We start from the raw sequence: 21,685 nt of genomic DNA on the forward strand, positions 1-21,685 counted from the left end.
GGCAGGATGAATCCGAGCTATCCGCCTATACCTTCCTTATCCTAATAAAGTTGCCCTTCAGCTGGCAAAAACCCATTTTAAAGCCGTGTTTACCAAGCTCAACAACTACATATTCAGTTATTTATATTTACCACGTATAGCAGGAGGCGGTTTTGCATTCGTGTTGCAGCAATAAAATTTTTTCTCGGATAAGGCCAATTAATTGACTTATAGAAAAAGAAGACGCTCCCGACCGGGGAGCGTCTTCAACAGAGCCAAACTGGTTTGAACGGGTGCCGCCTAGCGCCGCATCAGCCGCTCAATGTCGTCGGCCTCCAGCGGGATATTTTTCATCAGGTCCTCATTACCGGTTTTGGTAATAAGAATGTCGTTTTCGAGGCGAATACCCAGGCCCTCTTCCCGAATGTAGATTCCTGGCTCACAGGTATATACCATGCCTGGCTCGAACACGCGGTACTTAGCACCCACATCGTGCACATCCAGGCCCAGGTAGTGCGAGGTACCGTGCATGAAGTACTTTTTGTAAAGCGGCGCCGCGGGGTCCTGGTTCTTTACATCTTGTTCGTTGAGCAGGTCCAGCTTAATCAGCTCCTGCTCCATTTGGCGGCCCACGGCGGCATGGTATTCTTCAATATTGTTGCCGGCTACGAGCTGGGAGGTAGCAAACTTCATCACCCGCAACACGGCCTCGTATACGTCGCGCTGGCGCTTGGTGAAGGTGCCATTCACGGGGATAGAGCGCGAGAGGTCGGCGGCGTAGTTGGCAAACTCAGCCCCGAAGTCCAGGAGCAGCACGTCACCGTCCTTGCATTCCCGGTCGTTGCTGACGTAGTGCAGAATGCAGGCGTTGGCTCCGCTGGCGATGATGGAGCCGTAAGCCGGGCCGCGGGAAGCGTTACGCAGGAACTCGTGGAAGATTTCAGCCTCAATTTCGTATTCCATTACACCCGGCTTCACGAAGCCCAGCAGGCGGCGGAAGGCCTGCTCGGTGATGTCGGCGGCGCGGCGCATCAGCCGGATTTCCTCCTCGCTCTTGATGGCGCGCAGTTGGTGCAGCAGGGGCGCCGCGCGGCGGTAGGTATGTAGGGGGTAGGCTTCCTTAATCCACTTGATAAAGCGGGCGTCGCGGGTTTCTACCTCCACCACGGAGCGGATGTGCTCATTGGCGTTCAGAAACACGTTTTCGGCTTCATTCATGAGGGCCGGCAGCACCGACTTAAAGGAGTCGAGCCACATGATGGTGCGGATGCCGGTTTGCTCGCGGGCCTGCTCCTTGGTCAGCTTATAGCCTTCCCAGACCAGAATGTGCTCCGAGGTTTCTTTCAGGAACAGAATTTCGCGGTGCTGGGGCAGTATCGCGTCGGGGAAGATGACCAAGATGCTTTCCTCCTGGTCAACGCCGGAAAGGTAGAACAGGTCGTTATTCTGGCGGAACGGCATGGTGCCATCCGCGTTGGTGGGCATGATGTCGTTGGACTGGAAGATGGCCAGGGAAGCCGGGGGCAGCAGCTGGGTGAAGCGGCGGCGGTTCTGCGTAAATAAATCGGGCGAAATAGAGCCGTAGCGCATGAGTGGCAAGCGGAAAAGGTGGCACAAACGGAAACCAAGGGCAGCCGCCGCAGCGGCCGGGGCAAGTTAGGCAGTTCCGCGCGGCTTTGGGAGGAGTTGGCTGCGGGGGAGGTGTGCTACGGGCGGCCGGGCCGGCGAAGTTTCCTTTCGGCCGCTCGTTTGGGCTTGTGCAGCCAGCATCGCCTACCCTCCGGCCAGTAATAAGACAAAAAGGTGGTGAACGTGCGAGTAAGCGGTATCTTTGTGGCCTGCTATTGCACTATGCCCGAGCCTGCCAACCGTTCCGCCGTTCTGCTCATTCAAACCGCTTTCATCGGCGACGTCATTCTGGGTACGGCGCTGCTGGAGCATTTGCAGCGCACGGAGCCCGGTACCCCCGTTGATTTTCTGGTGCGTAAGGGCAACGAAGGGCTGCTGAAAAGCCATCCGCACGTGCGGCAGGTGCTTATTTGGGACAAAAAGAAAGACAAGTACCGCGGCCTGTGGCGTCTGCTGCAGCAAATCCGCCGCGCCCAGTACGGGCGCGTGGTGACGTTGCAGCGGTTTGCTTCCACGGGTTTCCTCACGGCCTTCTCGGGCGCAACGGAGCGCATCGGCTTCGACAAAAACCCGTTCGCGGCCCGCTTTACCCGGGCCATTCCGCACGTAATTGGGGCGGGCGTGCACGAGGTGTCGCGCAACTTGCACCTGCTAGACCCCACCTACGACGGCCCCCTGACGCCGCCCCGCCTCTACCCCACGGCCGCCGACGAGGCCGCCGCGGCCCAGGTAGCGCGCACCGCGGCCGGCGGCCCCTACCTCTGCATTGCACCCACTTCGGTGTGGTTTACCAAGCAATTCCCCGAGGAGCAGTGGCTGAAGTTGCTGGCTGCCCTCCCGCCGCAGTACACCGTGTTTTTGCTTGGGGGCCCGCCCGATGTGGAGGGTTGTGAGCGAATTAAAGCGGCCACTACCCGCCCGGGCGTCGTTAACCTAGCCGGCAAACTTTCCCTGCTAGCCTCGGCGGCCCTGATGCGCGGCGCTACCCTTAACTACGTCAACGACTCGGCACCCATGCATTTGTGCTCGGCCGTGGGTGCGCCGGTGTGCGCCGTGTACTGCTCCACGGTACCGTATTTCGGGTTCGGGCCGCTGAGCCCGTTTTCGAGGGTAGTGCAGATTGAGGAGAAGCTGGTGTGCCAGCCTTGCGGCCTGCACGGCCACCGCCAATGCCCGCTCGGCCATTTCCGCTGCGCCCACGGCATCGAAACCCAGCAGTTACTAGCTGCCTTGGCGGAAAGTGAGTTGGTGAAACGGTGATTCGGTGAGTTAGCGAGGGTAATGACTTTATAACTGCCTGTCATCCTGAGCTTGCGAAGGACCTTATTACGCCTGAACGATTCGTTGTTACACTGCCGTGCTTTCGTGACAAGGTCCTTTGCTACATCACCAACTCGCCGAATCACCATTTCACTACTCGTACCTTTGCAACCAGCTGCGCACTTGCGTGGTTATACAGGGCCGGGGTAGTGCTTGGTTAAGTTAGATAAACCAAGTTCCCAAGCCCCCAAGTCCCTAAGACCCTAACTAAATGTCTGATTACGACCTGTACGAGCTGCCCAACGGCATCCGGGTTCTGCATAAACAAGTTCTGCACACCAAAATTGCGCACTGCGGCTTTCTGCTGGATATTGGCTCCCGCGACGAAAAACCTCATCAGCTGGGGTTGGCGCACTTTTGGGAGCACATGGCCTTTAAAGGCACCGAAAAGCGCAAGAGCTTCCATATTCTCAACCGCCTCGAAACGGTAGGCGGCGAGCTGAACGCCTACACCACTAAGGAGAAAATCTGCTTTTACGCCTCCTTGCTCAGCACCCACTTTGAGCGGGCTTTTGAGCTGCTCACGGACCTGACGTTTCACTCGGTGTTCCCGGAAAAGGAGATTGAGAAGGAGCGCGGCGTGATTCTGGAGGAAATGGCCATGTACCACGACGCCCCCGAGGACGCCATTATCGACGACTTCGACGACGTAGTATTTGCCCGTCACACCCTGGGCCACAACATTCTAGGGACTCGGGAAAGCGTATCGGGGTTTCAACAGGCCGACTTCCGGCAGTTTCTGCAGGATAACGTGCGCACCGACCGGCTGGTGTTCAGCTCCGTCAGCAACTTGCCCTTCAAGGAAGTAAAGCGCCTGGCCGATAAATTCTTGGCTCCGCTGCCGGCCAAGCTAGGTGAGCGGCCGCGGGTGCCGTTTACGGGCTACCAGCGCCTGGAGCGGGTGGAACGCAAGCCCATAACCCAGGCTCACTGCCTGATTGGTGGCCCCGCCTACGCCCTGCACGACGAGCGACGCATTCCGTTTTTCCTGCTAAGCAACCTGCTGGGCGGTCCCGGCATGAACTCCCGCCTGAACCTAGCCGTGCGCGAGAAATACGGTCTGGTGTACACCATCGACGCGACTTACTCGCCCTACACCGATACGGGTCTGTTTGGCATCTACTTCGGCACCGAGAAAAAGCAGGTAAACCGCACAATTTCTTTGGTGCAAAAGGAGCTGAAGCGCCTGCGTGAGCAAGCTCTGGGCACCTCGCAGCTGCACACGTCCAAGGAGCAGCTCATGGGCCAGTTGGCCATGGCCGAGGAAAGCAACGGCGGCCTTATGCAGCTGCTAGGCAAAAGCACCCTCGACCTGGGCCGGGTAGAAAGCATCAACGAAATCTTCGAGCAGGTTCGGGGCATTACCTCTTCCCAGCTCCTGGAACTGGCCAACGACATTCTGCACGAGGACAACCTAAGCGTGCTCCAGTACGTGCCGGAGTAGCTTGCTAAGGGTATGAGGGGAGGAAGGTGAGCGGGTAAGAGTGCAACTAGTTATGCCGGCAAACCGACGAAGGAAATAGTAGATAAACCCGCCTACCAAGCCAGCGCGAATAAAGGCCGCCGGGCACATGTACGATGGTTTTTTTCCTCTTCCCCTCCTACCCCCACACCCTCCTACCCTACTTCCTATGCCCATCTTCGGCCATATCAGTTACTACCGGCCCGGCGACGTGCTAGAGAACCGGCTGGCGCTGAGCCGGGCGGGGCTGCACCGGCCTACCCGGGCGGGCGTGAGCGGTAGTGAGTTGGAAGGAGCCGACTCAATTATCCTGGCTGACCAGTACGAGGACGATGATTTTCGGGAGGAAGACATCATCTACTCCGGCAGCGGCGGGCGCGACCCGCGCTCGGGCAAGCAGGTGACCAACCAGGAAATGACCGGCCGTAACCTGATGCTGCGCCGCAGCCTAGAAACCGAACTGCCCGTGCGTGTATTTCGCAAAGTACCCACCGAAACCGGCAGCGGCTACCGCTACGAGGGCCTGTATCAGGTAGTAAATGCGGTGTACGAGGCCGGGAAGTCGGGCTTTCTGGTCTGGAAATTCTTCCTGGTTCCGTTTCTTGAATCCTAATTGTCTGTCATTCCGAACGCAGTGAGGAATCTGGCCTACCCTCCTGGTAGCAACCCCAGATTCCTCACTGCATTCGGAATGACAGTTCTATTTTCCCTACCATGTACTCCGCCGACGAAGCCCAGCTCTACGCCGACCGCCATACCACCGCCGAAAGCCCATTGCTGGCTCGCCTGAACCGCGAAACCCACGTGCAGTTGCTGCACGCCCGCATGCTCTCGGGTCACGCCCAGGGCCGGCTCTTGAGCATGATCAGCCACATGATACGGCCCCGGCGGGTGCTGGAGCTGGGCACGTTCACGGGCTACTCAGCGTTGTGCCTGGCTGAGGGTCTGACCCCGGACGGGGTGCTGCACACCATTGAGCAGAACCCGGAGCTGGAAAGCCGCATCCGGCGCTACGTGCAGGAAGCGGGCCGGGAAGAGCAGATTCAGCTGCACATCGGCGACGCCCGCCGCATTCTACCTACCTTGGCGGACCCCTGGGACCTAGTGTTCATCGACGCCGACAAAATCAACAACGACACCTATTATGAGCTGGTGCTCCCCCAGGTTCGGCCCGGCGGGTTTCTGCTGATTGATAATGTGCTGTGGGGCGGCAAAGTGGTTGACTCCTACCCCGTAAAAGCCGCCGACAAAGACACCCACGCCGTGCGCGCCTTCAACGATAAAGTGCAGGCCGATGAGCGGGTAGAAAACGTGTTTCTGCCCCTGCGCGACGGGCTACTGCTGGTGCGTAAGAAATAGTAGCAAGGCCAAGCACAGGCTGCATCGGTGTACGTTTCTTGCAATTTCTCTAAAATAAAACCTTGGTTTTCAAGGTGTAGCCTTACAATTACTGAACATCTATATAGAACACGGCTGATTGCGTTAAACGAACCCTCGGAATTTGCGTCTATCCCGGCTAGGGACTCATTTTTTCCGACTGATGCAACAACGTTTTCTACTCCTGCTGCTCCTGCTTACGCTACTTATCCGGGGGGCGGCGCAGGCGCAAACCACTACCGTCAGTGGGCGGGTAGTTGACGGCAAAGACCAGTCGCCGCTGATTGGGGCCAACGTGCTGCTCACCCAGATACCCGACTCCGCTCGGCGCGGGGCTGCCGTGGAGGCCGATGGCTCCTTTACGGTGCCCGGCGTGGCGCCCGGCCGCTACGTGTTGGTCGTTTCTTTTCTGGGCTACCAGAACCTGCGCCGCACGGTGGAGGTAGGCGCCGGGCAGCCGCTGGCCTTGGGCACGCTGGGGCTGCAGGCAGGCGGCGGTATTGCCCTGAAAGGGGTGGAAGTGGTAGGCCGGGCCGCCGCGGCCGTGCAGAAGGGCGACACGGCCCAGTTCAATGCCGGCTCCTTCAAAACCAACCCCGACGCCAACGCCCAGGACTTAATTACCAAAATGCCGGGCGTAACCGTGGACCCCACCTCGGGCCGGGTACAGGCCCAGGGCGAGCAGGTGCAGCGGGTGCTGGTGGATGGCAAGGAGTTTTTCGGCAACGACCCCGACGCCGTACTCAAAAACATTCCGGCCGAAGTCATCGACAAGATTCAAGTCTACGACCGGTCTTCGGATCAAGCCCAGTTCACGGGTTTTGATGATGGCAACCAGCAGAAAACCATCAACATTGTAACCAAGCCCAGCTTCCGCAACGGCACCTTCGGGCGGGTGCTGGCCGGCTACGGCCCCCAGGACGACCGATACCGGGTAAGCGGCAACATCAACTCCTTTAAAGGAAAGCAGCGCCTTTCCGTGGTAGCCCAGAGCAACAATGTGAACGAGCAGAACTTCGGCACCGAGGATTTGCTGGGGGTAGTGGGCTCCTCGCGCCAGGGCGGAGGCGGCGGGCAGGGCCAACGGGGCCAGGGCGGCGGCCGAGTGGGCGGTGGCGGGCAAGGCGGCCAGGGTGGGGGTAGCAATAATGCCGGCGACTTCCTGGTGAGCCAGCAGGGCGGCATCTCGAAAACCCACGCCCTGGGCCTCAATTACTCCGACAGCTGGGGCTCTAAAACCGACGTGCAGGGTAGCTACTTCTTTAACCTCAGCGACAACACCAGCCGCACCAACCTGCTGCGCCGTTACGTGGCGCCCACTGGCCAAACCCAGGACTTACGCTACAACGAAAACTCCCTGGCCAGCAGCCGTAACATCAACAACCGCTTCAATTTACGCCTCGACCACAAGTTCGACTCCCTGAACTCCCTGCTGTGGCGACCCAGCTTCTCGATGCAGCGCAACACCGGCACCAGCCTGCTCGATGGACGCACGTTTGAGGCCACCGGCAGCGAGGCGGGCACTGACCAAGGCACCAACAACAGCAGCTACCGCTCGGCCCTGACGGGCCTAACGGCCAGCAATCAACTGCTGTACCGCCACCGCTTCCAGAAGCGCGGCCGCACCTTCTCGCTGGGCCTGAACACGAGCTATAACAACAAGGACGGCGACAACAACCTGTTTTCCACTACCTCGTTTTTGCGCCGGGACACGCTCCGCACAACTACCCTCAATCAATTCTCGGAGCTGGCGCAAACTGGCTGGGCCTGGACCGGCAACGTCAACTACACGGAGCCTCTGGGCCAAAACAGCATTCTGCAGCTGGGCTACAACGTCTCCTACACTCCCAACGACTCGGACAAGAAAACCTACAACTTCTCGCCCGGTGAGCAGCGCTATTCCATTCTGAACGACACGCTGAGCAACGTGTTTCAGAGCCGCTACCTCACGAACACCGGCGAGGTGACCTACCGCTTCCAAACCAAGGATTTCCAGTGGGCGGTGGGCGCGGCCGTGCAAAGCGCCCAGCTCCGCAGCGAGCAGGAGTTTCCGCGCCCCGGCACTACCCAGCGCACCTTCCTGAACGTGCTGCCGAATGCCCAGCTGCGCTACAACTTCTCGAAGCAGCAGAACTTGCGGGTAAACTACCGCATGAATACCAATCCGCCGAGCATCAGCCAGTTGCAGGAAGTAGTAAACAACTCCAACCCGCTGCAGCTGACCACTGGCAACCCCAATCTGCGCCAGGAAAACCGCCACAACCTGTTTCTGCGCTACTCCTCGGCCGTGCCCGAAAAGTCGACTTCCTTCTTTGCCCTGCTCGGCGGTTCCTACGTCGATAACTACATTACTAACAACACGATATATGCCGGCGCCGAACCCATAATAGCCGGTGGAGTAGTTATTCCGGCCGGGGGCCAGCTTACGCGGCCCGTCAACCTGAACCAGCAGTATTCGCTCCGCTCCTTCGTGAATTACAGCCTGCCGCTGGCCTTCATCAAGTCGAATCTGAACCTGAACGCCAACGCCACCTACGCCCAAACGCCGGGCCTAGTATTCGGGGAGTTGAACTACAGCCGCACGCCCAACGTGGGGCTGGGCGCCGTGCTCAGTAGCAACATCAGCCCCGAGCTGGATTTCACGCTGTCCTCGAACTCCAGCCAGAGTTATGTGCGCAACACCCTGCGCCAGCAGCTCAACAGCCGCTTTTTCCGCCAGAACACCAGCCTGCGCCTGAACTGGATTGTGGTGAAGGGCATCACGGTGCAGTCCGATGTGAACCACCAGCTGTTCACGGGCCTCTCGGCCGGCTACAACCAGAACTTTGTGCTCTGGAATGCCTCGGTGGGCAAAAAGCTGGGCCAGAAGCAGCAGGCGGAAGTGAAGCTGTTTGCCTTTGACTTGTTGGGCCAGAACAACAGCATTCAGCGCAACATCACGGCCGCCTACACCGAGGACATTCAAACCAACATTCTGCAGCGCTACTTCATGCTGATGTTCACCTACAACATCCGCAGCTTCAGCGGCAGTGGCCGCCCCGACGCCCTGCCTGGTGAGAGCCAGCGCCCCGGCGGCCAGCGTCCGGGCGGGTTTGGGCCTCCGCCCGGTGGAGGCATGTAGGGCCTCACCCCCAGAACGATGCTAGAAGCCGGAGGTAAGTCTAGGGTAGTATTCTACCATTCTGTTGGATTTGCAGCAAAGAGTCCCGTCGACACCCATTTTTTCCTCTACTTTGTAGACTGACGGGGCTGGCAACGCATGTGCGAGCGGCCCGGCTTGTTGCTTGCCTGTTTATGAAACGAGTTGTACTCCTGCTATTTTTCCTGCTGCCGTTGCTGGTAACGGGGCAAACTGTTCCGGTGCCTGCCGAGCTTAGTCTGGCGGGCTTGCGCCTGCGCCTTACGCCGGGCGGCCGGGCGGCCATCCAGCAAAAAGTAGATGCCCTGCGGCGTCATCCGGCCTCTTTCCAGGCCCGCGTGGTGCTGGCCGATGCCTATTTTCCGCTCATTGACCGGGTATTTCAACAGGAAGGACTACCCCTGGACTTTCACTTTCTGGCCCTGCAGGAAAGCGGGCTGCAAGGCGACGCCCAGAGCATTCACGATGCCGTGGGTTACTGGCAGTTCAAGCGCGAGTCGGCCGCCGATTTTGGGCTGGTGATGAACGATGCCGTGGATGAGCGCAAGCACGTGGTGGCCTCCTCGAAAGCGGCTGCGCAGTATTTGCTGCGCAACAACAAAACGTTTCATAACTGGACCAATACGCTGCTCAGCTACAACTTGGGCCTCACCGGCACCAAACCCTACACCTTACCTACTGATTTCGACGCTACCGAAGTAGAAGTTACGGAGCAGACCAACCCGTACATTTTGACTTTCCTGGCCCATAAAGTAGCCTTTGAGCCGGCGCTGGGCTTGAATACACGGCCGCCCCTGCTGTTTCAGGAGTTTCCGGCTCCGGCGGGTAAATCCCTGTCGGTAATGGCCCAGGCCCTGCAGCAAGACCCCGAGGACATTGCCAAGCACAACCGCTGGCTACTGGCTCCCACCGTACCCACCGACCGGGTGTACACCATGCTGGTGCCCATCACCGACCCGTTGCAGCTGACAGCCCTGGCCGCCCAGCAGAAAAACGCTACCGCCGGCCAGCTCCTCAACCAGCCCGCCCCCGATCCGGAAAACGCCGACTTTGTGCGGGTGAACGGCTTACGCGCCCTGGTGGCTCTGCCCGGCGACACCAAGGAAAGCCTGGCTAAGCGGGCGGGCTTGAAGATGAAGCGGTTCATGCAGTACAATGACCTGTTCGCCTTCGACAACATTGTACCCGGCCAACCCTACTTCGTGCAGAAAAAGCGCGACAAAGCCGCCGTGGAGTACCACGTGGCCCGCCCCGGCGAAAGTGTGGCCATCGTGTCGCAGAAGTACGGCATGCGGGCTAAGGCCATCTGGAGTAAGAACCGCATGGCCCGCAACGAGGAGCTGCGCCCCGGCCGCGTGCTCTGGCTGCAGCACACGAGGCCCAAAAATGTGCCCGTGGAGTACGCCGATGGCAACAACGCCACGGCCCTGGCCGCTTTTGAAAAGCCCGTTGCGACGGCCGCTGCCCCCGCCGTTACTCCAACAACAACGTCGGCAGCACCGGCCCCTACCCCCGCTGCCCCAGCCAAGCAGCCGGAAAAGAAACGCAAGCTGGACGAAACCGAGCCGTACATGGGTCGTACGGCGGGCTCCAGCCGCGTCCTGGAAGATGCCGTGGAAGAAGAAAGCGGCACCGTAGTACAGCCCGACAGCGCCACCGACGAGCACACTGAAAATCTCAACGACCTCCCCCCGGCCGCTACTCCTGCTGCTACCCCGAACCCCTCGCCGAGCGCCCCCGCGCCCAAAAAGCCGCTGCCTGCTACCACCGCCGTAGCCGATGAGCCCCAGGACGAAGAGCCCCTTGCCGAGCCAGCCGCTACCCCTGCTCCTCATCCGGCGCCTGTAACCCCGGCTTCCGTTCCCGTGCCAGCCCCGGCAACCAAGCCAACGACAACTGTTCCCGCTTCTGCCCCAGCGGCCCCGGCTGTTTCGGGTGCTCCGCGTCCGGCGGCCCCAGCCATGCCAGTTCCTACCGTGGTGGAGCCCATTCCGGCCAGCGGCCAGCACGTGGTGCAGCCCAAGGAAAACCTGTACTCGGTGGCCCGGCGCTTCAGCCTGCGCCCCGCCGATATTGTAGCGTGGAACAACCTGCCCCCAAATCCTTCCCTGCGCATCGGTCAGGTGTTGCGTCTTACCGCTCCTGATGCAGAAAACGGTGCAATAGCTCCTTCCGCTCCGGTTTCCAAACCCGTGCCTGCGGCGTCTAAACCGGCCGCTACCCCGGCAGTGGCTCCTGCCGTTGCAGCCCCGGCCGCACCGGCCTCCGTGCGGCACACGGTGCTAGCTGGGGAAACCATGTACAGCGTGTCGCGCAAGTACGGGGTTACCATTAAGCAAATTATGGAGTGGAACAGCAAGCCTGATTTCTCCGTGAAACCGGGCGAAGTACTTGTTATCAAGCCCGCTAAGTAAGTCCTACCCTTTTCGTCTTTGAGTTAGTTTCCGCTTTTATTTCTCATGCGTTTTTTAGCCCGCACCTTTTATCTGCTGATCGGCTTGTCCCTGGTCTCTTTTGCCGCCCAGGCCCAGCAGGCCCCACCTGTCCCTACCCTTTCCGACGATTCCGTGCGCGTGATGTCGAGTTTGGTGCAAACCAGCGTCCGCCAGCTCCGGGCCATTTACTTCGAGCCCAATGATACCCGCGCCGTGGCGCTGATTGACGCAGCGCTGGTCGAAATTCCCGCTTTGAATCAGCGACTGAGCCATTACACGGCCAGCCTGCCGCGCGAGCAGCAGCAGCTCCTAGCCCAGCGCCTGCGGAGCCAACCCTGGCAGGTAGAGCTGAACACGCTGCTACGCAGCCCCCAGTTTAAGAACTTCGATGCCCGCGCGGCCAAGAATCCGGCCCTCAAAGACGCCGCTGCGCGCCTGCTCGCCTCGGGGTTCGTGGGCACGACCAAAGCCCCGGCTGCCTCACCTGCACCTGCAGCGCCGGCCACTGTGGCCACGGTTACTCCGACCGCGGCTAAGGCGCAACCGGCGCCAGTCGTAGCTGCCAAGGTAGCTGGTGCTGCCTCAGCTGCTCCGGCCGTTACAGCTTCCGGAACGCCAGCCAAAACAACTACCCCCAGCGCAGCACCAGCACCTGCAAAGCCCCAGCCCGCCGCCCCGGCAAAAGCCACTACCCCAAAGGCCGCCCGCAGCCACACCGTGCAAAAGGGCGAAACACTGTTTAGCATTTCCAAGCAGTACAAGGTCACGCCGGCGCAGTTGCAGGAGTGGAACAGCAAGAACGATGGAGCCGTGAAGATCGGAGAAGTACTGACCGTGGAAGCTACCAAGTAGCCTACCCTACAGCGCACAAAAAAGGCCACCTGACAAAGCAGGTGGCCTTTTTTGTGCGCTACCGCAGCCGTTTCCTACGCCCGCTGCTTCTGGCTGGCTACTACCCGCTGGTTTGCTTCCTAACTGGCCCTGACTACGTACTAGCCTTGCCTCATAAAACCGCACTATCGCCGCGTGTTGTAGCTGATTTTACTTCTCCATCATTCAGCAGCGAGAAGCGGGAGGTGAGGCGAACAACTCGGGAAGGAGCTTCGTTTTCTTGTTCAGTTTGTAGCTTGCCCCCATGAAGCCGTCAAGAATACGCTGGTTAGCCACCTGTTTCAGTGGATTTATGTTGCTGCCCGCAACTACGCTAGCACAAGGGGCACCTTCCTCGTCGGCGCCGGAGCTGGTGCCAACCTCGCGCGCGGAAGTGCACTTGCTTACCTATATCCACGACTACGTAGCCTATTCCAGAAAGCTATTCACTACCACCACCGATACGGCGGCCATTCGGATAGCCCGGCGCATGGTAGCCGAAATGTCGCCGCGCCGGGATAGTGTAGCGGTAGAACTGTACGGCTGGCTTATTGCCCTTTCCGAGAAGCAGCGGCAACAGGCCCAGCGCCGGCTCACCGCCAGCAAGGTGTGGGCCGACATGAACTCCATGCCCCGCAGCCCTGAGTTTAAGCGGTTTTACCGGCGGGTTGAAGAAAATGCCCAGCTGGCCGAGGCCGTAACCCAGTTGGAGCAGGCCGAGTTAACCAAGCTAAAGCAGTAGTACCCGCTTACGTTGTGAATTGGGCCTCCTTATGAGCAGTTGGGGGCCAAATTGCCGGCGGCGGCTTGCTGATTATACGCTAAAATCCCTTGCCGCGCACTCTTTTCCGGCGGCTGTTTCGTGGGTAACTTTACTTTCCGCTTGGCGCCCTAACGGTGCCCGGTTTGTTGCCCATGCCCGTATTCTCGCACCTCCACTGCCACACCCAATACTCCCTGCTCGATGGTCAGGCCAGCATTTCGGCCCTGATGAAAAAGGCCCAAGCCGATGGCATGCCCGCCGTAGCCCTTACCGACCACGGCAACATGTTTGGGGCCTTCAACTTTGTAGCGGAAGCCAATAAGTACAACGTGAAGCCCATTGTGGGCTGCGAGTTTTACCTGGTAGAGGACCGGCACAAGAAAAGCTTCAGCCGCGAAAAAGGCGAGCGGGACGTGCGCCACCACCAGCTGCTGCTAGCCAAGGACCAGGCCGGCTACCAGAACCTGGCCAAGCTCTGCTCCATGAGCTTTATTGAGGGCGTGTACAGCAAGTACCCCCGCATCGATAAGGAACTGCTGCTGCAGTACAGCGAAGGGCTTATTGCTACTTCCTGCTGCATCGGCGCCGAAATTCCGCAAGCCCTGCTCTGGAAAACCGAGGCAGAAGCCGAGAAGCTGCTGCAATGGTGGTTGGATGTGTTCGGGCAGGATTACTACATCGAAATTCAGCGCCACGGCATCGAGAACATCGACAACACGGGCAAAAGCCAGGAAGACCTGAACCAGGTGCTGCTAAAGTGGGCCCAGAAGTACAACGTTAAGGTTATCTGCACCAACGACTCCCACTACGTTGACCAGACCGACTTTGCGCCTCACGATCTGCTGTTGTGCGTAAACACGGGCGAGGAGCACAGCATCCCGGTGGGTGACTTCCAAACCAAGTATTTCCGGCTGGTTTCGGGGGAAAACAAAGTGCTCTATGACCACCTCGACAACCTGCGCCCCCTGGCTTCCTCCGACGACCAGGTGCGCCGCCAGCTCATGCGCATTGATGAGGAAGCCCAAATGCCCAAGCCCCGCTCCCGCTTCGGTTTCCCCAACGACCAGTTCTATTTCAAGAGCCAGGACGAGATGAACCACCTGTTCCGGGACGTGCCGGAAAGCGTGGACAACACCAACGAAATTGTAGACAAAATCACGCCGCCCAAGCTGCAGCGCGACATTTTGCTCCCTAATTTTCCCATTCCCGCGCCCTTCGCCAACGCCGATGAATTCCTGCGCGAGCTGACCTACGTGGGGGCTTTCGGGCCGAGTGCAGGCAAAGGCGTGGTGACCATGACCAAGCCGCCCCGCTATTCCGAGCGCACGCCGGAAATCGAGGAACGCCTGGATTATGAGCTGCGCATCATTGAAACCATGGGGTTTGCGGGCTACTTTCTTATCACCCAAGACTTTATCAACCACGGCCGCAGTGTGGGCGTGGCCGTAGGGCCAGGCCGGGGCTCAGCGGCGGGCTCGGCGGTGGCCTACTGCGTGGGCATCACCAACATCGACCCGATTAAGTATTCCCTACTGTTCGAGCGTTTCCTGAATCCGGAGCGCGTATCGATGCCTGATATTGACATCGATTTCGACGACGTGAACCGTCAGCGCGTCATCGACTACGTGGTGGGTAAGTACGGCAAAACCCAGGTGGCCCAGATTATCACCTTCGGTACCATGGCCGCCAAGTCCAGCATCAAGGACGTGGCCCGGGCCATGGAGCTACCCCTGCCCCAGACCAACGAACTGGCCAAGATGGTACCCGAGCAGGTAGGCACCACCCTGCAAAAAGCCTTTGCCGAAAACCAGGAGCTGGACATGATTCGGCGCGACGACGCCCCCGACAACCTGCGCGGGCAAATTCTGCGTCTGGCTGAGAAGCTGGAAGGCTCGGTGCGCAACACGGGCATCCACGCCGCCGGCGTCATCATCGCCCCCGACGACATCACCAAGTACATTCCGGTGTCCACGTCCAAGGACTCGGATTTACTCGTTACCCAGTTCGACGGTAAGGTGATTGAGAGTGCCGGGATGCTGAAAATGGACTTCCTGGGGCTCAAGACGCTCACGATTATCGTGGACGCCCTGGCCCTGATCAAGAAGAACCACGGCGTCGACATCAACATCGACGACATCCCGCTCGACGACCCCAAAACCTACGAGCTGTACCAGCGCGGCGACACGATTGGCACGTTCCAGTTTGAATCCGAGGGCATGCGCATGTACCTCAAGGACCTCAAGCCCACCAACATCGAGGACCTGATTGCCATGAACGCCCTGTACCGGCCAGGCCCCATGCAGTTCATCCCGAACTTCATCAACCGCAAGCACGGCCGCGAGGAAATTGAATACCCCCACGAGCTGCTGGAGCCCATCCTGAACTACTCCCAGGGCATTATGGTGTACCAGGAGCAGATCATGCAGGCCGCCCAGATTCTGGCCGGTTACTCCCTGGGCGGCGCCGATTTGCTACGCCGGGCCATGGGTAAGAAAGACATGAAAAAGATGGCGCAGGAGCGGGAGAAATTCTGCGAGGGCGCCAAGAAGCTGCACGGCATCGTGGCCAAAAAGGCCAATGAGGTGTTCGACGTGATGGAGAAGTTTGCGGCTTACGGCTTCAACCGCTCCCACTCCGCCGCCTACTCGGTGGTTGCCTACCAGACGGGTTATCTAAAAGCGAACTACCCCGCCGAGTACATGGCCGCTGTGCTGACCAACAACATGTCGGACATTAAGAAGGTGACTTTCTTTATTGAGGAAGCCCGCCGCCAGGGCGTGGCCGTACTCGGGCCCGACGTGAACGAATCCATCCTCAAGTTCAACGTAAACGAAAAGGGCCAGATCCGCTTTGGCATGGCCGCCGTGAAGGGCGCGGGCGAGGCCGCCATTGAAAACATTGTGCAGGAGCGCGACAAAAAAGGCCCCTACACTGATATTTTCGACTTCTCGAAGCGCGTGAACCTGCGGGCCGTGAACAAGAAAACATTTGAAAGCCTGGCTCTCTCGGGCGCTTTCGACTCGTTTGAGCGCTACCACCGCCGTCAGTTTGTGGAGGCCCCCAGCGGCGACCAGAACCTAATTGAGAAAGCCGTGCGTATGGGCCAGCAATACCAGGCCGACCAGGATTCGGCCCAGCAGAGTCTGTTTGGGGGCGGGGCCTTTGGGGCCGTAGCCATGCCCCTACCCAAAGTGGCCGACATGGAGCCTTGGGCCGCTACGGAGCTGCTGCGCCGCGAAAAAGAGGTAGTAGGCTTTTACCTCTCCGGCCACCCACTGGATGACTTCAAGCTGGAAATTGACTCCTACTGCACCTGCGGGCTGGACAAGGTAGAGAACTACAAAAACCGCGAGGTGACGGTAGCAGGCCTGATTTCCAATGTGCTGTTTAAAACCACCAAGACCGGTCAGCCCTTCGTTTCCTTCAGCGTGGAAGACTACGAGTCGAGTCTGAACCTAGCTTTGTTCCGCGACGACTACTCCCGCTTCTCGGCCCTGATAAACCCGCGCAACTACGACAAAGAACAGGTACCGCCCATGTACATCCGGGGCAAGTACGCCCAGCGCTTCCGCGACTCCGACCAGTTTGAGTTTAAGATTCTGACCATGGAGCCCCTGTTCAACGTGGCTGAGAAGCTCGCCAACGGCGTGCGCGTGCAACTGGACCTGCGTACCATCACGGAGCCCTTCATGGACCGGTTCATGGAAGCCGTGGAAGGCTGCGCCGGCTCGAAGAAGCTCGAAATCAAGTTCGCCGAGCCCCATGAGCACCTGACGGTAGACACCTACTCCCGCCGCTACCGCATTGAGCCCAAGGAATTCATCCGCAAAATGCGCGAAATGGAAATCGACGCCTGCCAATTGATTTAAGCAATTGATTTACTTTCATTTACCCCGGCTAGACAGACTTCATTCCTCACCTAGCCGGGGTATTTACGTGTTATTTTTCCAGGATTAATGAGAAAACTCTACGCCTTCAATTTCTTTCTATTCTTTACTTTCTTTACTACTCTTCCTTCTCAGGCGCAACAGTACTACCTGAACTTAAGCCAGCAAACCATTCAGTTACCCGCCCGCACAATATATGTGGAGCAGGTGTTGGATGGCCGAGCCAACAAATCTAGTATCGGCCTTGTGTACCGGAAGTTAGATAACCGCCCGACGGCAGTGCTCTTCCGTAATGGGCTGGAAACGGAGTTAACAACCTTTCTGCAGAAGCAATTGCCGGCCCGACCCACGGACCATCCGGTGGTGCTTTGCCTGCGCCAGCTGCGCGTAAGCGAAGTTCTGAACGGTTTTACGGAGGAAGCCAGCGCGGACTTGGCGGCGGACGTGTACGCTCACCTGCCTGACGGATACCATTTCATGCAGAGTATAGCCGCTCGCCGAACCAAGCGCGCCATGGAAACCACCCGGTTTCATGACAACCACTTGGCTGCTTTACTACAGGAGTGCCTGGGGCAGGTACAGGATGCTTCCTGGCAACGGGCTGCCGCCACCCCGGCCCAGCTGTTGGAACTCCTTCGTAGTACGATGTCCACCACTACCTCTGATCCGGCAGCGGCCCTACCTGCCATCCTGCGCAAAGCTCCCCGGGCCGGCATTTACTACACGTTCGAGCAGTTTCTGGCTAACCTCCCCGACTCTACTTCTTTAGTCCAGCTTGATACAATTCCTTCAAAGCTGGGCGGGCAAATGAGCCGGGTATTGTGGGCTGGGGTCCAACAGATCCGCCCTTTCGTGTATAACAACTACATTAAAAAACACATACCGCTCGATGCTTGGGCGTATTCCGATGGCCGGCAGCTGTACGTGCAACACCAAAAGAAGTACTTTCCCCTCGTTCACCAGCGTAACTTCTTCACGTTCGTTGGGGAGGCGCCGCTTGATCTGGAGTACGCGCGGGCTCGGTCCGAAGCACAGGTGCGAGCCGGGGCAATGGGCGTAGCTACCGTCAGGGCTCCCGACCATACCGGCGAGCCAACCGGCTACGAGGTGGATATGCGTACTGGCCAACTGGCACCCTATCCTAGCCCGCTCCAGTCGCGCCTAGCTCACCCCGATACTTGCTATATTTATATTTACCGCCGGGCTGATGCTATAACGGCACCTGCTACCGTGTTTATGGGCACGAAGCAGGTAGCTTACATTGGCCCGAATGAGTACATGGAAATTCGCTGGCCCTACTACGGCCGCATTTTGCGGCTGGAGGTGCAGCTACCCGGCGCCGATTTCTGCCAGCTCCTCATTCCCAACGCCGCTCAGCCCAGCTACCTGGAAGTCAGCGCCGACGCTCCTTCCAACCATAGGCCCGCGTGGCGCTGGGTACCGGCAGCCCGGGGCGAAATTGACCTAGATGAGTTGGATAAGCTTCGGGAAAGTGCGGGTAAATAGGTTATCAATCGGCCAGAGAACCACCTCGCCACCTATTCTCTCACGCACCTGTTTGCGATGAACGGGCACTTTCAACCAACCGGCTAGTATGCAGAAAGTAAGGATTGTACTGGTAAGCCTCTTGCTATCGGAGCTATTCGGTTGTCAGTCGAACCGCCTGCTCCTACCGCCCGCCCCTGGTATGGCACCCCAGCAGTTGGTTTCCTCAACGGCTCGCCAGGTTTCCGATACGCTCACGGGCTGTTCTCTTAATCACCCATTAGTAGCAGTACAGCGGCTTCCTAAGCTACGTTGTTCGGCGGAAGGAACACGTGCCACACGGCGTAAGCAGCATACGCTTCCTGGTAGAATTATCCTTCCAAGGTCTGGGATAGGTAGTCTGCCCATACTCGTACCCCAAGCTTTTGGTAAGGACCGGGTAATTCAACCGCAGGTATCAGGAGGAGAAGCCGCGTTTGCTTTTCTGCGCTGCCTAGGACTACTGGCCGGTGCGGCCATTTTTACAGTTTTGGGGCTGCTGCTTTTCCCGCTTTCGCCGGCTTTGAGCGTGCTGGCCTTCCTGGTTGTATTAGCGGCCTTATTTGGAGCAGTAAGAATAGTTATCAAGCTGTTTTCTGCCTGATACGCAGTAGCATGTTCCCCATCAAAAATCAACCTATTATCAGTGTCCCTACTTATCAAAAACATTCTTATCCCGGCGGACCACTCCCTTCAAAATATTCTTTCAATTTTTATTGAAAGTTTAAAATACTCTTCTACATTTGAACCATGCAACTCGACGAAGCCAAGCGCAGATTCATTGAAGGCTGGGGCACTCTGGGCTCGGCCTGGGGCGTGAGCCGCACAATGGCGCAAGTGCACGCCTTGTTGCTGGTGTCGGTGGGGGCGCTGAGCACCGAGGACATCATGGAGCAGCTGCAGATTTCCCGGGGCAATGTGAACATGAACGTGCGCGCCCTCATGGACTGGGGCATTGTGCGCAAAGAGTTGCGACCCGGGGAGCGGCGGGAGTTTTTTTCGGCGGAGAAAGACATTCACCGGGTAGCTACCCTGATTCTGAAGGAGCGACGCAAGCGCGAGTTGGAGCCCATTATGCGCGTACTTGGCGAAATCAGCCAAGTAGAGCCTTCTGCCACAACTACTCCCGAAGAAGCCGAAGCGTTTACCAAGATGATCGGTAGCATCCACAACTTCGCCGAGTTTGCTGATCGAGCTGCTGCTACCCTTATTAAGGCTGATGAAAACTGGTTTCTTAGCACGTTCATGAAGCTCATGCGCCCGGGCACCTAAGCGCTTATTTTTTTACTCTAGTATTTCAAATTTTATTGAAAGTTCAAAATAAACACAACCAGTCACAAAAGGTCATTTCTCCTCTCCTTATTCCCTCCTCTCATGAATCAGCCTCGATTGATTTTAGCTGGTGGTACCGGGTTCCTAGGCAATCATCTGGCGCGTTACTTTCGGCAGCTGGGCTACGAGGTACTCACGCTTACGCGCCGAGTTCAACGCTTTGGCGAAACGGCCTGGGATGGCCGCACGCTAAGCTCCTGGGCGACCAAATTGGAAGGGGCCGCGGCTGTTATTAATCTGGTGGGTCGGAGCGTAGATTGCCGCTACAATGCCGTTAACAAGTACGCTATAACCCGCAGCCGCACGGAAAGCACCCGGGTGCTGGGCGAGGCTATTGCTCGCTGCCAGAATCCGCCGGCGGTGTGGCTGAATTCCTCCTCGGCTACGATTTACGCCCACACCACCGACGAGCAACCCGCTAACTCGGAAGCTACCGGCAAACTGGGCCGCGACTTTTCGGAAATGGTAGCCCAGCAGTGGGAGGCAGAATTCTGGTTAGCTCCTACCCCCCGTACTCGGCGCTTGGCCTTGCGCACTGCCATTGTGCTCGGGGCTGACGGTGGAGCGCTGCCAGTGATGGCCCGGCTGGCCCGGTTTGGGCTGTGCACACCCCAGGGCAGTGGACAGCAGTGGATGAGCTGGCTGCACATCACGGATTTCTGCCGGGCCGTGGAGTTTTTGCTGGCTCATCCCGCCCTGGAAGGCACCTTTAACCTGTGCGCCCCGCAGCCGTTGCCCAACCACGAGTTTAATGCTGTGCTGGCCGCCCATTACCAACCGCGCTGGCGCTTGCCGCAGCCGCGGTGGCTGCTGGAAATTGGGGCCTTCTTGCTACGCACCGAAACCGAGCTACTTCTGAAAAGCCGGAAGGTAGTGCCCCAACGGCTGCTAGAGGCGGGCTTTCAGTTCCGCTACCCCTCCTGCCCTACGGCCCTGGCTAACCTGCTACCGCAACTGGTGTAGGCGGACCTTTTATTAAGTAATAACGCGCTTATCCCCTTTTCTTTTCTCACATCTAACCTCTCAAAATCATGAACTATTATCTGCTGGTGTACGGGGTGTATCTGCCCACCACGGTGCTGCTGACAGTATGGGTAGCCCGCACGCTTTTCAAGAACGGCCGCACGTTCCTGGTCGATATTTTTCACGGTAATGAGCCGCTGGCCGACTCCGTGAACAAACTTTTGCTGACAGGTTTCTACCTCATCAACATCGGTTACGCTACCCTCACCCTGCGCAGCACCGATGCAGTTACCAGTTACCAGCAATCGGTGGAAACACTCAGCATCAAGATTGGCACTATCATTCTGATTCTGGGCGGCATGCACTTCTTTAATCTCTATGTGTTCTATAAGCTCCGTAACCGGGCGCAGGAATATGCCCGGGCCTATCACTCGTAAGCTATCCTTCGTGTAATGCGGCCCGGGTGGCCTGGCCTGAGCGCGGCCAGGGCCACCCGGGCTTTGCCCATATTGGCCGGGCGGGCTGCCACCTTGGCCGAATGAACTTTCCGGCCCGAGCCTTGTTGAAACGCAATCTGCTACCTTGCGGCCCGGTTGACCGTAAACAGCACACACATTCCATTAAACCCCCTACTGTTATGGGACATAAAGCCATCGAAATTACCGATGCTAACTTCGACCAGATCATCAACTCCGATAAGCCCGTGCTCGTGGATTTCTGGGCCGAGTGGTGCGGCCCCTGCCGCATGGTAGGCCCGGTAGTAGAAGAGCTGGCTGGCGAATACGAAGGCAAAGCCATCATTGGCAAAGTTGACGTAGACTCGAACCCGCAGACTTCGGCCAAGTTTGGCATCCGCAGCATCCCGACGCTGCTCGTGTTCAAGAACGGCCAGATTGTAGACAAGCAAGTAGGTGCCGTGCCCAAGCACGTACTGGCCCAAAAGCTTGACGCTCAGGTAACGGCTTAGTGTAGCCAGCTACCCATCAGAAAGCCCCGCTTCCTAAC

At 58.4% G+C, this 21,685-nt stretch carries 15 protein-coding genes; 14 read left to right on the plus strand and 1 reads right to left on the minus strand.

Going from position 1 to position 21,685, the window contains the following annotated elements; genetic code table 11:
* Positions 1–279: 279 nt before the first annotated feature.
* Positions 280–1,569, minus strand: coding sequence for an aminopeptidase P N-terminal domain-containing protein (locus MWH26_RS13730; protein WP_247974738.1), 1,290 nt, complete (start codon positions 1,567–1,569; stop codon positions 280–282).
* 261 nt (positions 1,570–1,830) lie between these two features.
* Between MWH26_RS13730 and MWH26_RS13735 the strand changes: the two genes are divergently transcribed.
* From MWH26_RS13735 to trxA, 14 genes are all read left to right on the plus strand, one after another.
* Entirely contained in the window at positions 1,831–2,868 is a 1,038-nt protein-coding gene (locus MWH26_RS13735; RefSeq protein ID WP_247974739.1) for a glycosyltransferase family 9 protein, read from the plus strand.
* Between the two features lie 271 nt (positions 2,869–3,139).
* Positions 3,140–4,372, plus strand: a complete 1,233-nt coding sequence (locus tag MWH26_RS13740) for a M16 family metallopeptidase (RefSeq protein ID WP_247974740.1) — start codon at positions 3,140–3,142, stop codon at positions 4,370–4,372.
* Between the two features lie 187 nt (positions 4,373–4,559).
* Positions 4,560–5,003, plus strand: coding sequence for a YDG/SRA domain-containing protein (locus MWH26_RS13745; protein ID WP_247974741.1), 444 nt, complete (start codon positions 4,560–4,562; stop codon positions 5,001–5,003).
* A gap of 101 nt (positions 5,004–5,104) precedes the next feature.
* Complete coding sequence (locus MWH26_RS13750) at positions 5,105–5,749, plus strand: O-methyltransferase (RefSeq protein ID WP_247974742.1); 645 nt, start codon at positions 5,105–5,107, stop codon at positions 5,747–5,749.
* A gap of 181 nt (positions 5,750–5,930) precedes the next feature.
* Positions 5,931–8,888 (plus strand): TonB-dependent receptor, encoded by a 2,958-nt coding sequence (locus MWH26_RS13755; protein ID WP_247974743.1) that lies wholly within the window; start codon positions 5,931–5,933, stop codon positions 8,886–8,888.
* Positions 8,889–9,061: 173 nt separating this feature from the next.
* On the plus strand, positions 9,062–11,320 hold the full coding sequence (locus MWH26_RS13760; protein ID WP_247974744.1) for a LysM peptidoglycan-binding domain-containing protein: 2,259 nt from the start codon (positions 9,062–9,064) through the stop codon (positions 11,318–11,320).
* Between the two features lie 45 nt (positions 11,321–11,365).
* Positions 11,366–12,193, plus strand: coding sequence for a LysM peptidoglycan-binding domain-containing protein (locus MWH26_RS13765; RefSeq protein ID WP_247974745.1), 828 nt, complete (start codon positions 11,366–11,368; stop codon positions 12,191–12,193).
* A 331-nt stretch (positions 12,194–12,524) separates the two neighbouring features.
* The gene (locus MWH26_RS13770; protein WP_247974746.1) at positions 12,525–12,953 is read left to right on the plus strand and encodes a hypothetical protein; all 429 of its coding nucleotides are present in this window, start codon (positions 12,525–12,527) and stop codon (positions 12,951–12,953) included.
* A 173-nt stretch (positions 12,954–13,126) separates the two neighbouring features.
* Positions 13,127–16,843 (plus strand): DNA polymerase III subunit alpha, encoded by a 3,717-nt coding sequence (gene dnaE, locus MWH26_RS13775; RefSeq protein ID WP_247974747.1) that lies wholly within the window; start codon positions 13,127–13,129, stop codon positions 16,841–16,843.
* A gap of 87 nt (positions 16,844–16,930) precedes the next feature.
* Positions 16,931–18,367 carry a hypothetical protein gene (locus tag MWH26_RS13780; RefSeq protein ID WP_247974748.1) on the plus strand — a complete coding sequence of 479 codons (1,437 nt, stop codon included), beginning with the start codon at positions 16,931–16,933 and terminating at the stop codon, positions 18,365–18,367.
* Between the two features lie 768 nt (positions 18,368–19,135).
* Positions 19,136–19,657, plus strand: a complete 522-nt coding sequence (locus tag MWH26_RS13785) for a GbsR/MarR family transcriptional regulator (protein ID WP_188556233.1) — start codon at positions 19,136–19,138, stop codon at positions 19,655–19,657.
* A 102-nt stretch (positions 19,658–19,759) separates the two neighbouring features.
* Positions 19,760–20,680 carry a TIGR01777 family oxidoreductase gene (locus MWH26_RS13790; RefSeq protein ID WP_247974749.1) on the plus strand — a complete coding sequence of 307 codons (921 nt, stop codon included), beginning with the start codon at positions 19,760–19,762 and terminating at the stop codon, positions 20,678–20,680.
* Positions 20,681–20,748: 68 nt separating this feature from the next.
* Complete coding sequence (locus tag MWH26_RS13795; protein ID WP_244697185.1) at positions 20,749–21,117, plus strand: hypothetical protein; 369 nt, start codon at positions 20,749–20,751, stop codon at positions 21,115–21,117.
* Between the two features lie 200 nt (positions 21,118–21,317).
* Complete coding sequence (trxA, locus tag MWH26_RS13800; protein ID WP_135397675.1) at positions 21,318–21,647, plus strand: thioredoxin; 330 nt, start codon at positions 21,318–21,320, stop codon at positions 21,645–21,647.
* The last annotated feature ends 38 nt before the right edge of the window (positions 21,648–21,685 follow it).

The organism is Hymenobacter sublimis (assembly GCF_023101345.1).
GTDB lineage: Bacteria > Bacteroidota > Bacteroidia > Cytophagales > Hymenobacteraceae > Hymenobacter > Hymenobacter sublimis.

What these genes read in the sequence shown, in the direction of transcription:
- MWH26_RS13790 (WP_247974749.1), top strand. Translation starts at nt 19,760, where the DNA reads ATGAATCAGCCTCGATTGATTTTAGCTGGTGGTACCGGGTTCCTAGGC.
- MWH26_RS13770 (WP_247974746.1), top strand. Translation starts at nt 12,525, where the DNA reads ATGTTGCTGCCCGCAACTACGCTAGCACAAGGGGCACCTTCCTCGTCG.
- trxA (WP_135397675.1), top strand. Translation starts at nt 21,318, where the DNA reads ATGGGACATAAAGCCATCGAAATTACCGATGCTAACTTCGACCAGATC.
- MWH26_RS13750 (WP_247974742.1), top strand. Translation starts at nt 5,105, where the DNA reads ATGTACTCCGCCGACGAAGCCCAGCTCTACGCCGACCGCCATACCACC.
- MWH26_RS13755 (WP_247974743.1), top strand. Translation starts at nt 5,931, where the DNA reads ATGCAACAACGTTTTCTACTCCTGCTGCTCCTGCTTACGCTACTTATC.
- MWH26_RS13740 (WP_247974740.1), top strand. Translation starts at nt 3,140, where the DNA reads ATGTCTGATTACGACCTGTACGAGCTGCCCAACGGCATCCGGGTTCTG.
- MWH26_RS13765 (WP_247974745.1), top strand. Translation starts at nt 11,366, where the DNA reads ATGCGTTTTTTAGCCCGCACCTTTTATCTGCTGATCGGCTTGTCCCTG.
- dnaE (WP_247974747.1), top strand. Translation starts at nt 13,127, where the DNA reads ATGCCCGTATTCTCGCACCTCCACTGCCACACCCAATACTCCCTGCTC.
- MWH26_RS13735 (WP_247974739.1), top strand. Translation starts at nt 1,831, where the DNA reads ATGCCCGAGCCTGCCAACCGTTCCGCCGTTCTGCTCATTCAAACCGCT.
- MWH26_RS13785 (WP_188556233.1), top strand. Translation starts at nt 19,136, where the DNA reads ATGCAACTCGACGAAGCCAAGCGCAGATTCATTGAAGGCTGGGGCACT.
- MWH26_RS13780 (WP_247974748.1), top strand. Translation starts at nt 16,931, where the DNA reads ATGAGAAAACTCTACGCCTTCAATTTCTTTCTATTCTTTACTTTCTTT.
- MWH26_RS13795 (WP_244697185.1), top strand. Translation starts at nt 20,749, where the DNA reads ATGAACTATTATCTGCTGGTGTACGGGGTGTATCTGCCCACCACGGTG.
- MWH26_RS13730 (WP_247974738.1), bottom strand. Translation starts at nt 1,569, where the DNA reads ATGCGCTACGGCTCTATTTCGCCCGATTTATTTACGCAGAACCGCCGC.
- MWH26_RS13745 (WP_247974741.1), top strand. Translation starts at nt 4,560, where the DNA reads ATGCCCATCTTCGGCCATATCAGTTACTACCGGCCCGGCGACGTGCTA.
- MWH26_RS13760 (WP_247974744.1), top strand. Translation starts at nt 9,062, where the DNA reads ATGAAACGAGTTGTACTCCTGCTATTTTTCCTGCTGCCGTTGCTGGTA.